The organism is Microbacterium sp. RG1, assembly GCF_005347485.1.
Classification (GTDB): Bacteria; Actinomycetota; Actinomycetes; order Actinomycetales; family Microbacteriaceae; genus Microbacterium; species Microbacterium binotii_A.
Map to the genome: position 1 here is coordinate 1,301,859 of NZ_CP034121.1, position 13,272 is coordinate 1,315,130.

The 13,272-nt window shown below is 71.4% G+C and carries 10 protein-coding genes; 6 read left to right on the forward strand and 4 right to left on the reverse strand.

Annotated features, from left to right (window positions below; genetic code table 11):
* Positions 1–13 precede the first annotated feature (13 nt).
* Positions 14–3,280, reverse strand: coding sequence for an ATP-dependent DNA helicase (locus EHF32_RS06285; protein WP_137417386.1), 3,267 nt, complete (start codon positions 3,278–3,280; stop codon positions 14–16).
* Entirely contained in the window at positions 3,277–6,408 is a 3,132-nt protein-coding gene (locus tag EHF32_RS06290) for an ATP-dependent DNA helicase (RefSeq protein WP_137417387.1), read from the reverse strand. Before EHF32_RS06290 ends, EHF32_RS06285 begins: the two co-directional genes overlap by 4 nt.
* A 149-nt stretch (positions 6,409–6,557) precedes the next feature.
* On the opposite strand from EHF32_RS06290, the gene EHF32_RS06295 reads away from it, so the two are divergent.
* Genes EHF32_RS06295 through EHF32_RS06305 form a run of 3 tightly spaced genes read left to right on the forward strand, consistent with a single transcriptional unit; the run spans position 6,558 to position 7,491 of the window.
* Positions 6,558–6,782 (forward strand): DUF3107 domain-containing protein, encoded by a 225-nt coding sequence (locus EHF32_RS06295; protein ID WP_137417388.1) that lies wholly within the window; start codon positions 6,558–6,560, stop codon positions 6,780–6,782.
* A 3-nt stretch (positions 6,783–6,785) separates the two neighbouring features.
* Entirely contained in the window at positions 6,786–7,076 is a 291-nt protein-coding gene (locus EHF32_RS06300; RefSeq protein WP_137417389.1) for a hypothetical protein, read from the forward strand.
* A 4-nt stretch (positions 7,077–7,080) separates the two neighbouring features.
* Complete coding sequence (locus EHF32_RS06305; protein WP_137417390.1) at positions 7,081–7,491, forward strand: RidA family protein; 411 nt, start codon at positions 7,081–7,083, stop codon at positions 7,489–7,491.
* An 18-nt stretch (positions 7,492–7,509) separates the two neighbouring features.
* Here EHF32_RS06305 and EHF32_RS06310 read toward each other — a convergent pair whose 3' ends face one another.
* Entirely contained in the window at positions 7,510–8,226 is a 717-nt protein-coding gene (locus EHF32_RS06310) for a ferritin-like fold-containing protein (RefSeq protein ID WP_137417391.1), read from the reverse strand.
* Positions 8,227–8,398: 172 nt separating this feature from the next.
* On the opposite strand from EHF32_RS06310, the gene EHF32_RS06315 reads away from it, so the two are divergent.
* The gene (locus tag EHF32_RS06315) at positions 8,399–9,847 is read left to right on the forward strand and encodes a DEAD/DEAH box helicase (protein WP_137417392.1); all 1,449 of its coding nucleotides are present in this window, start codon (positions 8,399–8,401) and stop codon (positions 9,845–9,847) included.
* Positions 9,848–9,871: 24 nt separating this feature from the next.
* Here EHF32_RS06315 and EHF32_RS06320 read toward each other — a convergent pair whose 3' ends face one another.
* The gene (locus tag EHF32_RS06320; protein WP_137417393.1) at positions 9,872–10,741 is read right to left on the reverse strand and encodes a PHP domain-containing protein; all 870 of its coding nucleotides are present in this window, start codon (positions 10,739–10,741) and stop codon (positions 9,872–9,874) included.
* A 77-nt stretch (positions 10,742–10,818) separates the two neighbouring features.
* Here EHF32_RS06320 and EHF32_RS06325 point away from each other — a divergent pair, with 77 nt between their 5' ends.
* Both EHF32_RS06325 and EHF32_RS06330 read left to right on the forward strand, forming a co-directional pair.
* Positions 10,819–11,829: an endonuclease/exonuclease/phosphatase family protein gene (locus tag EHF32_RS06325; protein ID WP_137417394.1), complete on the forward strand. Its 1,011-nt coding sequence runs from the start codon at positions 10,819–10,821 to the stop codon at positions 11,827–11,829.
* Positions 11,830–11,862: 33 nt separating this feature from the next.
* Positions 11,863–13,272 (forward strand): aminopeptidase P family protein, encoded by a 1,410-nt coding sequence (locus EHF32_RS06330; RefSeq protein WP_137417395.1) that lies wholly within the window; start codon positions 11,863–11,865, stop codon positions 13,270–13,272.

Below are 13,272 nucleotides of genomic sequence, written 5' to 3' on the forward strand. Positions count from 1 at the left end.
CCGGGAGGCCGGCTCAGTCGCGGATGACGAGGTCGTCTGCGACGTAGTAGAGCGCGACGTCGATCTGCTCGACCGGCACGCCGTGCCTGGCGTGATAGGCCTGGCGGTACAGCTCGAGCTGTACGAGACGCTCCCGGCGCTCGGACTCCGAGCGCGGAGCACGACCTGTCTTCCAGTCGACGATCTCGATGCGATCGCCCCTGCGGTACACGGCGTCCAGCTTGCACACCACGACATGGGGCCGGTCGTCGATGCCGATGTAGCGGAAGTCGATCTCCGTCTCGACCTCGATCGGCTGCAGCGTCGCCCATTCGCTCGCCTCGAAGATCTCGACGAGACGCTCGAAGTCCGCGTCGTCGCCGCTCTGCTCGACATCGGCCGACCACAGCGGGTCGTCGAGTGAGACGGAGGCACTCACTCCGGAACGACGCTCCACCCACGCGTGGAACCGCGTTCCGAGCGAGGTCTGTCGATAAGGCCGCTCCGGCATGGGGCGCTCGAGCGCCGCGACGGCGGCGTCGTAATCGGTGACGAAGTCCTTGTACGCGGATGCCGGGATGCGCACCGGGGCGCCGGACCGGGCCGGCCGCAGACGTTCGGTGCGCTCGGCGAGCAGCAGGGCGAGCTCGTCGTCCGCATCGCCGGGATCCGCGCGCGCGGCCTCCACTGCGGCGGCGGCGTCCGTGACCCGCGACCTGCGCGACCCCAGGGCGTCGAGCGGCCAGTGCAGCGTGCGAGCCGCATCCGCCAGCGGGTTCTCTCCCGGATCGATGCGGGGATCGTCCTGCTCGAGGGCCTGCGCGATCTCGATCGTGAACCGGCTCAGCTCCCGTGGCTTCGTCGTTCCCGCCCAAGGCGATCCGCTCAGCAGCAGGTGGTCGCGGGCACGCGTGACGGCCACGTACGCGAGACGCCGATCCTCTTCGAGTGCGCGGTCCCGGTGGGCGTCGACGAACGCCGTGCGGCGATCGCGCAGCTGCTGCTGACTCTCGGCGCCCTGCCACGGATACTGCGGCAGCCACGCGGAGTCCCCCCGGAAGACGTAGGGCAGGACCCCCGCGCCGAGCCAGCCCCGCGTCTCCTTCGGCGTGGAGGGCAGCTCGCCCTCGACGAGCCGGACGACGGCGACCGCGTCCCACTCCAGCCCCTTCGAGCCGTGGATGGTCAGCAGCTGCACCACGTCCGACTCCGGTGGATCGGTCCTCGGCGCCAGGTCGTCGCTGCGCTCAGCGTGCTCGAGCCAGGCCAGCAGGCTCGTCAGAGAGCCGTGTTCGTCGGCTGCGAGGAATGCGTTGACCTCGTCGACGAACGCCCGCACCTGGGCGGCAGCCGTGCGCGCCGGCCCGCGGCTTTCGTTGGCGGCGAGTTCGATGTCCAGCCGCAGCTCCACCTCGATCGCCCGCACAAGCTCCGTCAGGGGCAGGGTCGCCGCCACCTGCCGGAGCCCGGCGAACACCGCCGCCGCCTCCCGCAGTCGATCCCGCGCGGCAGGGGTGAACGTCTGGAACCAGGCGTGGTCCGGGCGGAGTCTCGTGAACAGATCGAGGGCGTCGATGAGCGACCCGGTCTCGCTGCGTGCGCTCTGACGCAGCCGCGCCAGCAGGTCCGGCTCGCTCTCGCCGCCGGCCTGCGCACGCACCTGGCGCCGGGCGAGATCGTTCAGCGCGGCCAGATCGGCCAGCCCGATCGCCCATCGCGGACCGCTCAGCAGACGAATGAGGGCGGAGCCCTGCGTCGGATCGCTGACGACGCGCAGGACGCTGACGATGTCGACGATCTCGGGCGTGCTCAGCAGTCCGCCGAGGCCGAGAACGCGATGCGGGATGCCGTGACGTGCCAGCGCCTCGGCGAATCGCGGCATGTGCTTCTTGGCACGGAAGAGCACGGCGCCCGTCGTCGAGCGCCCCTCGGCACCGCGCGCGCGGATGACCTCGGCGAACCAGCGCGCGACCGCATCCGCCTCGCTCTCGAGGTCGGGCTCCGTCACGATCTCGACCCGCCCGTCGTCGGCGGCGGGTCTCGCGCGCAGGGTGCCCACTGCAACGGCGCTGCGTTCGGCGAGCGGAGCCAGCACGGCGGTGGCCGCGCGGAGCACTGCCGGAGCGTTTCGCCAGCTCGTGAGCAGGTCGAATCGAGCGCACGTGTCGCGGGCCGAGAACGCCGCGGCGAAACCCGCCAGGTTGCCGGCGCTCGCACCGCGCCATCCGTAGATCGCCTGGTGAGGGTCTCCGACCGCCATCACCGCAGAATCCGCGAACAGGGTCGAGAGCAGCAGACTCTGCACCACCGAGGTGTCCTGATACTCGTCCAACAGCACGACGCGGTACTGGTCGCGCAGCTCTTCGACCAGTCGCGGATCGCCTCGCACGATCTCGTAGGCCCCGGCCACCTGATCCGCGAAGTCGATCACCCCGGTCCGGCGCTTGTTCTGGTCGTACTCACGGGCGAGGCGTGCGTACAGCGAGAGCTTGCCGACCGCGGCGACGTCGTCCAGCACGTCCTTGTAGACCGTGGTGCGCGCGTTCTCCGACGGGATGTCGACGACGCGCGCGAACGTCTCGGGGAATCGCTCGAGGTGGTCGAGATCGACGAGGTTGTCGACGGCGTCGCGCGCGATGCGCAGCGCACGATCGACGAGGGTCCGCAGCGACTCCTCCGTCGCCTCGAGCTCCGGGTCGTCCGAGGCGAGCACCGTGCGGCGCATCAGCAGCCAGGCGGCGGAGTCGGACAGCACGACGGCTTCCGCGTCGCGCCCGATGCGGGCCGCGTGTTCGCGGACGATGCCGTCGGCGAAGCTGTTGTACGTCGAGACCGTGGGCCGGTCGAGCAGATCGTCGGCGCCGTCGGCGGGCACCGCGTCGACGACGCGCTCCTCGGCGAGACGGTCCAGAAGTCTGCGTCGATCGTCGTCGGATCCGCCCGAACGCTCGATCTCACCGAAACCCGCCAACTCGCCGCGACGGTGGAGATCCTCGAGGCTGCCGAGAAGTCCGCGCCGCTCGAACTCCGCGAGACGCGCCAGGCGACGCTGAATGCGCTCAGCGAGCTCTCCCGCCGCTTTGCGCGTGAAAGTGAGCCCCAGGATCTGGTCGCGGCGGACGAGACCGTTCGCCACGAGCCACACGACGCGGCCGGCCATCGTCTCGGTCTTGCCGCTGCCGGCTCCCGCGACCACGAGCGCCGGTTCCAGATCGGACTCGATCACCGCCGCCTGCTCGGCCGTGGGCGGGAACTGCCCGAGCGCGGCGGCGATCGCCGCCGCGCTGATGAGCCCGGTCACGGAGCACTCACCGGTGCGACCGTGTGGATGCGGCACACGCCGTGCGAGAAGTCGTCGCGGCAGTGCGTCTCATAGTGCGCCTCGAAGGAGCGCGCACCCATCACGGTCGCCGCCGCGTTCAGTCGGCCGAGGAAGGCGGCACGCGCCGCATCGTCGAGGGGAGGCTGCGTGGGCGTCGCGAAGATCGCGCGGGACGACGTGGGCTGCAGAACCAGCAGCTTCGCTCCCGCACTGTCGCGCCCCTGCGCGTCGGGCACCATGCCCGCATCCACCGCGACCTGGTAGGCCGCCAGCTGCGCATTCTCGGCCACTTTCGCGTCCGTGCTCGCAACGGATCGCCCGGTCTTGAGATCGACGATCTCCACGCGCCCGTCGGGCAGGAGCTCGACGCGGTCGATGGTTCCCGACAGCACCATGGGCTGCGCCTCGTCACCCGCCGGATGCGGCAGCGACACCTCGAACCTCGACTCGGCTCCCAGCAGTCTCCCGCCGCGCGCCTCGAAGTCCCGGAGGTAGGCCGAGAGCCGCCGGACCAGGTCGCGCGCGCGGTCTCGCTCGACGCGCTCGCGCCACGGCGCATCGAACTCCAGCTCGTCCCAGCGCTCTTCGACCGCTCGCCAGAGAGAGTCCTCGTCCGGTCCTGCGGTCTCCATCGCGTAGTGCAGGAGCGTCCCGAGACCGGCCGTCGTCTCGGTGCGCGCACCGCCGAGGTCCGCGATGACCCAGTCCAGCTGACAGGTCTCCAGCGCTTCGAGTCGAGAGGGCGAGAGTCGCACGGATGTCTCGACGGCGTCGTGCAGCGGCCCGTGGGACGTGGCGGGAGCCATGCCGTACCACTGCGCGGGGGCGGCGCCTGCGACACGCGCATCGGCCAGATGAACGAGCTGCCCGGCCGCGTGCGAGCGCGCCGCGGGCGCGGTCGTCGTGGTCAGGGTCCGCCGGTGGGCTGCCACGAGCCCTCGGAGCGAGAGCGGATGCCGGGTGGGCGCCGGCTGGGCGTCGGGCAGCAGTTCCAGGAGCGGGCTCGGCACGGATGCGTCGTCCGAGACCGCGGTCACCACCACACGGCTGCGTGCGCGGGACAGCGCCCGGGCGAACAGACGCAACTCGTCGTGCAGCACCTCTCGGCGCCGATCACGGGTGCTCGGCGCGTCCGCGCCGTTGCGCGCCTCCGCCAGCCGCCATGCCTGCAGAAGGGTGCCGCGCAGACGCGTGTTGGGCCAGACGCCCTCCTGCATGCCGGCGATCACGACCGTGTCGAACTCGGCACCCAGCGCCGCCGCAGGGGTGAGCACCTGCACCCGATCCCTGCGACTCGGCGGGGCGAAGAGGTCTTCGGCCACGTCGCTGTCGAGGACACCCCGCACGAACACCATCGGGTCACGGGGACCGCCCTCCTCGGCACGCTCGCCGAAGCGTTTGGCGGCTTGGAAGAGCGCCACGACCGCATCCAGGTCACGGTCGGCCTGCTCGGCCAGCGGACCCGATCCGCGGGCGAGCGTCGACCACGCGGCTTCCAGTCCGCTGCGCGACCACGCGGTCCACAGCAGCTCGTGCGCGGTGGCACCGCGCCCGAGACCGTCCCGCAGCTGCGCGAGCGTCGCGGCGATCGTCGCGGCACGCGATCCCTCCCGTGTGCCGAGCGCCTCCAGACGCGCGGGCTCTCGCAGCGCCTCGGCGAGCAGGTGCGCGACAGGCCTCGTGCCTGCCACGAGCACCTCGGCCCGACGCAGCGCCGCTCGGAGTCTGCGGAGGTCGACGGGGTCGAATCCCGCGGACAGGAGCGTCTCGGCCGGATCGACCTCCTCGGCCGCCGCGCGGACGACCGTGAGCAGACGCCTGACGCTCCCCCGGGTCCCCAACGGCTCGACGAGACCAGGCGCGCGGGCAGGCACCTCCCGCGCCCCGAGCTCTGCCTCGAGCGCGGCGACCTGCCGCGAGTCGTGGGCGATCACGGCGCAGTCGGCCCACGCCACCCCGTCGCGCAGATGCCTTTCCCGCAGTACACGAGCGATGAGGTCGTGCTCCTCGGGTGCGGAGCGCGCGAGATACACCCGGAGGCTCTCATCGGCGGGAGCCCCTTGCGGCGCCCGCCGGTGGGCGACGACGCCCGCGGCGCCGATCCTGCTCGTGACCCGCCGCACGGCATCCGTCTGCAGAGCGGTGCCGCGATGGGTTCGCTCCAGGACCACGGTGCGTCCGAGGGATGCGGCCAGACGCGCGAAGTGCTCGGGACGCGCACCGCGGAAGGCGCCGGAACCGATGTCGGGATCGCCGAAGGCGGTGACCGCGATCCCTCGAGCGTTCAGCGCCGCCAGCAGCGCGACGGCACCCGGGGTGAGTTCCTGCGCGTCGTCGACCAGCACGGCGCGCAGGCGCCGCACCACAGCAAGCGCCGGATCCGCCGCCTCGAGCCGGCCGAGCAGCGACACGGCCTCGGCGACGAGCCCCGCCGCATCACGGTGCGAGGAGCGCAGATGGCCGCGGGCGTCGTCGTACTCGACGAGGAACGAACTGAGCGCCCCCCAGACCGGCACGCCTTCGGATGCGGCCAGCGCGGCGAGCTCCGGCGCCTCGATGCCCCACGTCGTGCATTCGGCGAGGAACGCCCGCAGCTCACTGCGGAAGGCGCGCGATGAGCGCACCGCGGCGCCGAAACCGTCCGGCCAGCGGGATGCGGCCCCGTCTTGTTCGTCGAGCTCATCGCCGCGCAGCAGATCGTGCACGATCTGGTCATCGTCCGCTCCCGTGAGAAGACGCGGCGCCGGGCGGTCGCGGCGCACCTCGTGCGCGCGCACGATCTCGAACGCGAGAGAGGCGACCGATCGGGCGGGCGCGCCCGATCGCGCACCCGTCATCGCCAGCGAGAGGCGGTCGCGCAGTGCGGTGGCGCTCTGGCGCGTCGAAGTGAGGACCAACACCTCGTCAGGGTCGAGCCCTCGGGCCGTGAGCTGCGCCACACGCGCGATCAGCAGGGTGGTCTTGCCTGATCCCGGTGCCCCGACGACCACGAGCGACCGGTCCGGGTCCGCGTCCAGCACCGCCCGCTGCGAGGCATCCCAATCGGGCGCCTCGAACACCGGCTCGGCGTCGGCCGCGGCGCTCGCGGAAGCGGAGAGAAGAGGCATCGGCAAAACGGTAACGCGCCCCGGCGACACGAGCCCGAAGCGACGCGTTCGCCCACAGCGTGCACCGCCGGCTGCCGCGCCGGGCGTCGGCATTCTGCGGTGCCGTAGAGTCGGAACGTCCCCGAAGACAGACGAGAGAGGCGACATCCGTGGAGATCCGCATCGGCATCGCGAACACCGGCCGCGAGCTCAACTTCGAGACCGACCAGGCCGCCGACGACGTGAAGAAGTCGCTCGCCGACGCGCTCGGCTCGGGCGCTCCGTTCGTGTCGTTCGCCGACACCAAGGGCAACTCCTACATCGTCCCTGCCGCGAGCCTGGCCTACGTCGAGCTCGGCACCGAAGAGGCCCGTCGGGTCGGCTTCGTCGCCTGAGCGATGGAGATCCTGCTCGCGCTGATCTACGGCGCAGCCGTGGGTACCGCGGCGCATTTCGCCCTCCGCGGTCGTGAGCTGCGCGGCGTCGCGCTCGCACCGATGGTCGGCGCCTTCGTCAGCGGCGCCGCATGGCTCGCGCTGACGTGGGCCGGCTCGACCACGGCCGAGCCGTGGCTGTGGCTGGCTGCGCTCGTGGCCGCACCGGTCGTCGTCGTCCCCGTTCTCGTGGTCATGAACCGCACCCGTTCGGCGCACGACGCGCGAGAGCGCCAGCGCCTGCACATCGGCTGAACCGATGGGCGCTTCCGCCGTCCGTTTGATCCGCGCGGAGCAGCTGAGCGACGTGGCCGAGTACGCCTACGCGGCCACCGCTCCCGCCGGCACCCGCTTCATCTTCCTGGCGGGAGCATGCCCGCTCGCCGACGACGGTTCCACCGTCGCGATCGGCGATTACGCCGGGCAGGCGTCTCGATGCGTCGAGACGCTCACCGAGGCCCTCGCGGCCGCCGGTGCCGGACTGCGCGACGTCGTCAGCACCCGGGTGCTGGTCGCTTCCGCACGCCAGAGCGACCTCGTCGCGGCGTGGGAGGTCGTCCGTGACGCGTTCGGGGATCACGATGCGCCCAGCACCCTGATGGGCGTGACGGTTCTCGGCTACGACGACCAGCTCGTCGAGATCGAGGCGATCGCCGCCGTCGCGGACTGAGATCGGCCGCGTCGCCCCTCAGGACGACAGGCCGAGCGACTCCATCCGGCGCGCGTGCGCCGCCATGAGCTCGGTGAACACCGGCTCGACCGTCTCCTGCATCGCCGTCGGGTTCTCGGTGCCCTTCAGTGCCGCGCGCGCGATCAGCAGCGTGTCGCCCACGAGCCGGCGTCCCCACAGCGCGAGCAGCGACGGCCACTCCTCGCTCTCGCCGAGGGTGTCGAGCAGGATGTCGACGAGTGCGCTGCGGGCATCGTCCGCCTCCAGCGCGCGGGCGACCCGCAGCCCCGTCTCGCCGTAACTCGCAGAGAGGGCGAGGTAGAAGTCGTCGAGCATGCCCGCGGTCAGATGCACCGAGAGCATCGTTTCCGGCCACCGCACGCCGTGCACCTCGGCACGGAACGCGTCGAGCGGCTCACGGAAGGGCAGCATGAGCGCGGTCGGGTCTTCATCGCGATCCCGGATGACGGCGACGAGCTCCTCGTGCTTCCGCAGTGCGGCGCCCGCTGCGCGCGAGATCGCCTCTTTGCGGGCGAGCTCGGGCGTCAGCGCGATGAGCTCGGTGAGCGTCTCGAAGAAGCCGAGCTGCAGGTAAGCGGCCTGTCCGAGGAAGGTGTCGATGTCGGGGGCGAGCTCGGCGAAGTCGACACGGGTGATGCCGTCGTACTCCCCCCGCGAGCGCAGGCGCAGCGTGCGACCCGCAGGCCTCGGACGACGTCGGAACCAATCCCACACACGACCAGCCTAGAAGGTTCCTCGCCCGCGCGCCGGAGCGCCCGGCGGAGGCGAGGGCGTGCTCCGGTATCCTGGTGGGGTCCCGGCATCGGATCGGGACCTGCGCGCCTGGGGCTGACAAGGGCGCGGACATCCGGCGCTCCCCGCGCCCACAACCAGACAGGTGCATATTGTGACGACCTTCGCCGAGCTCGGCGTCGACCAGGACATCGTCGACGTTCTCGCCGCCCGCGGCATCGCCGACGCGTTCCCCATCCAGGAGCAGACCATTCCGCTCTCCCTGCCCGGGCAGGACATCATCGGCCAGGCCAAGACCGGTACCGGCAAGACCTTCGGCTTCGGCATCCCCGTCGTGCAGCGCCTCGGCGCCTCGCCGGAGCCCGGCGTGAAGGCTCTCATCGTCGTCCCCACCCGCGAACTCGCGGTGCAGGTCTACGAAGACATGGATCTGCTGACCTCGGGCCGCAGCACCAGTGTCGTCGCCATCTACGGCGGCAAGGCCTACGAAGGTCAGATCGACCAGCTGAAGGCCGGCGCGCAGATCGTCGTCGGCACGCCGGGCCGACTCATCGACCTCGCGAACCAGCGCCTGCTCGATCTCTCCCACGCGACCGAGGTCGTGCTGGACGAGGCCGACAAGATGCTCGATCTCGGCTTCCTGCCCGACATCGACAAGATCTTCTCCAAGGTGCCCGCGGTGCGCCACACGCAGTTGTTCTCCGCCACCATGCCGGGGCCGATCGTCGCGCTCGCGCGACGCTTCATGTCCAACCCGATCCACATCCGCGCCAATGATCCCGATGAGGGTCTGACGCAGGCGAACATCCGCCACCTGGTGTACCGCGCCCACAGCCTGGACAAGGACGAGATCATCGCCCGCATCCTGCAGGCCGAAGGCCGCGGCAAGACCGTCGTGTTCACGCGCACCAAGCGCGCGGCGCAGCGCCTGGTCGACGAGCTCAACGACCGCGGCTTCAACGCCGGCGCGGTCCACGGCGACATGAGCCAGGAGTCGCGCGAGCGGTCCATGGCGGCCTTCAAGGCGGGCAAGAAGGATGTCCTCATCGCGACGGATGTGGCCGCGCGCGGCATCGACGTCGACGACGTCACGCACGTGATCAACCACACGATCCCCGACGACGAGAAGACCTACCTCCACCGTGCGGGTCGCACCGGCCGCGCCGGCCGCACCGGCATCGCGGTGACTTTCGTCGACTGGGAGGACCTGCACAAGTGGGCCCTCATCAACCGCGCACTCGAGTTCGGACAGCCCGAGCCCGTCGAGACCTATTCGTCGAGCCCGCACCTGTTCGCGGACCTCGACATCCCCGAGGGGACCAAGGGGCGCCTGCGCAAGGCCCCCGCCACGGCCACCGTCACGACCGTGTCCGGTGACGCGCCCGCCGCAGACGGTGCGCCGCGCACGCGCCGCCGCCGTCGCACGGGAGCGAACCCGGACGCATCCGCCGCGCCCGCCGCATCCGGATCCGAGGCACCGCGCACGGATGGCGGAGGCACTCACGACGGCGGCGGCGCCGAGCACCACGACGGGAAGCCCGCGGCACGACGTCGCCGGCGTCGGCGCGGTCCTCGCCCCGACGCATCGACCCCCTCGGCCTGAGACCTCGCGGCGCGCCGGTTCCCCTCAGGGGCGGATCGGCGCGCTGCCGCGTGCGCGCGCGATGATGCGGGCGAGCATCTCGGCCGACGTGGTGTTCTCGCCCGGCCGGTTCGGCTTGCCCGCGCCGTGATAATCGCTCGAACCGGTGACGATGAGGCCGTTCTCCGCCGCGACCCGGCGCAGGACGGCCTTGCCGTCCGCCGTGTTCTCCCGGTGCTCGATCTCGAAGCCGCCCAGTCCGTGGGCGATGAGCTCGTCGATGACGGGCATCGGCAGCATCCGGTCGCGACCATGAGGCGTCGGGTGGGCGATGATCGGCACGCCGCCCGCGGCGACCACGAGATCGACGGCGGTGAGCGGATCGGGCGCGTAGTGCGGTTCGTAGTAACCCTCGCGCGGGTGGAGCACGCCGTCGAACGCGGCACCGCGGTCGGCGACGATGCCACGCGCGACGAGAGCATCCGCAATATGCGGGCGCCCCACCGTCGCGTCGGCACCGGTCTGGGCGAGCACGTCCGCCCAGGTGAGGTCGTAGTCGCGCGCGAGGCTGGCGACGATGCGCTCCGCGCGGCCGACGCGGTCGTCCCGGATGCGGGCGAGCTCGGCCGTCAGGGCCGTGTCCGTGGGGTCGAACAGGTAGGCGAGGACGTGGACGCTGCGCCAACCCTGACGCGCGCTCATCTCCATCCCCGGCAGGAACGTCATGCCCAGGCGCACGGCTTCGTCGGCCGCCTCGTCCCAGCCCGCGGTCGTGTCGTGATCGGTGAGCGACACCGTGGCCAGTCCCGCCGCACGCGCCTGTCGCATGACCTCGGCGGGAGACTCCGTGCCGTCCGAGCGGGTGGAGTGCAGATGCAGGTCGGCGGGCGTCGATACGCGGCCGTCAGCACTCATCCCCCGAGCGTACCGCGCACCCGGACGGCGCCTGCTGCGTGCGGCCGACGCTCAGGTCGGCTGCCTAGGCTCGGAGGGTGTCACGTCTGCTGGGAATCCTGCTGAGCCTGCTCTGCGCGATCGCGGCCGCCGTGCTCACCTGGCCGGAGTTCTTCCGCCTCTCGCGGACCTTTCCGCTGACGCAGATCGTATCGTTCCGCTCGCTCGTCGCGCTGGCGTTCGCCGCTCTCGCCGTCGTCGCACTGCTGCTGTCGGTCGCACGCCCGGTGCGTCGCGTCGCACTGCCGATCGCTCTCGTCGCGATCCTCGCCGTCGGAGCCAACGCGACGATCATCGTCTCGCGCGGCACGGGCACCACGGCGCTGCCCGCGAAGACCGAGAACAGCATCCGGGTCATGACCTGGAACACCGCCGGCGATGCCACCTCGCCGCAGACGATCGCGCAGACCGCCATCGCCATGGGCGCTGACATCGTGAGCCTTCCCGAGACCACGATCGAGACCGGCGCCGAGGTCGCGGTCGCGATGCGGGATCTCGGCAGTCCCATGTGGGCGCACCACACCGAGTACGGCACCGACGGGTGGGCGGCGGATTCGACGACGCTGCTCATCAGCCCGTCGCTCGGAACCTACTCGGTCATCGCCTCCTCTCAAGAGGGCACCAGCACGGTGCCCAGCGCCGTCGCGATGCCGACCGACGGCGACGGTCCCACGGTCGTCGCCGCCCACGCGGTCGCGCCCCGCGAGGACCAGATGGAGCAGTGGCGCCACGATCTGCAGTGGCTCGCCGACCAGTGTGCGGGCGGGGACGTCATCATGGCGGGCGACTTCAACGCCACCCTCGATCACATGGCCGGCCTCGGGACCGATGGCGGAACACTCGGCGCCTGCCGGGATGCGGCGTCGCAGACGGGCAACGGCTCGGTCGGCACGTGGCCGACCGATCTCCCCGCCCTGGCGGGCGCACCGATCGACCACGTGCTCGCCACGCCGCAGTGGACCCCCACCGGCTCTGTCGTGCTGAGCGGGATGGACGACGCGGGCAGCGACCATCGCCCGCTCGTCGTGCAGTACGAGCGCACCGACTGAGCGAGCCGCCGAGGAGGGTGGGAGACTGGAGCCATGTCGGAATCCACGGACACCTCACCCGCGACCACTGAAGAGCCGGTCGTCTCGAACCGCAAGCAGCCCTTCCCCCAGGGATTCCTGTCGACGATCTCGACCGGCTGGGCGGAGCGGGCGGAGACGATCGCTCCGCCGCGCGTCGAAGCGGCTTATGCCGCCGCACGCCGCGTCGCCCTGTCCGCACTGTTCCCGGGCTCGCGCCTCGTGGTCCCCGCCGGCGAGCTGAAGCAGCGCAGCAACGACACCGACTACCCGTTCCGTGCGCACTCCGCCTTCGCCCACCTGACCGGATGGGGCGCGGACAGCGAGCCGGGCTCCGTGCTCGTCTTCGAACCCCGCGGCGACGACGGCCACGACGTCATGCTCTACTTCCGCGAGCGCGCCGACCGCACCACGAGCGAGTTCTACGCCGATGCGAGTGTCGGGGAGTTCTGGATCGGGCCGCGCCCCTCGCTGGCGCAGGTCGCGGCGGATCTCGCCATCGCGACGGCTCATCTCGACGCGTTCGTGGCGAGCGACGCGGACCGCGTGGTGGACGAGGACGCCGAGCTCAGCCGCATCGTGTCGGAGCTGCGCCTCATCAAGGACGAGCACGAGATCGCCCAGCTGCAGCTGGCGGTGGACGTCACCGGTGCAGGCTTCGACGACATCGTCCGAGAGCTCCCCCGCATCGTCACGCATCCTCGCGGCGAGCGCGTCGTGGAGGGTGTCTTCCATCAGCGGGCTCGCAGCGACGGCAACTGGGAGGGCTACGACACGATCGCGGCGTCCGGCGCCCACGCCTGCTACCTGCACTGGACCCGCAACGACGGCCGCGTCCTCCCGGGAGATCTCATCCTGATCGACGCGGGTGTCGAGGTGGACAGCCTCTACACCGCCGACATCACCCGCACGCTGCCGGTCAACGGGCACTTCACCGAGGTCCAGCGCCGTGTGTACGAAACGGTGCGCGAGGCGGCCGACGTCGCCTTCGCCGCTGCTCGTCCCGGCGTGAAGTTCCGTGAGATCCACGAGGCGGCCATGTCGGTCATCGCCGCGCGCGTCGCAGAATGGGGCCTCATCCCGGTCACGGCGCAGGAGGCGCTGGACGCCGATCGGGGCGGGCAGCACCGGCGATACATGGTGCACGGCACGAGCCACCACCTGGGCCTCGACGTGCACGACTGCGCGCAGGCACGCCGTGACATGTACTACGAGGGAGAACTGGCTCCCGGAATGGTGTTCACGATCGAGCCGGGCCTGTACTTTCAGGCCGACGATCTCACCGTCCCCGAGGAGCTGCGCGGCATCGGCGTGCGCATCGAGGACGACATCCTCATGACGGCCGAGGGTCCCGTCAACCTGTCCGCGGGCATCCCCCGCACCGCGGACGAGATCGAGGCGTGGATCGCGCGCCTGTCGAGCTGA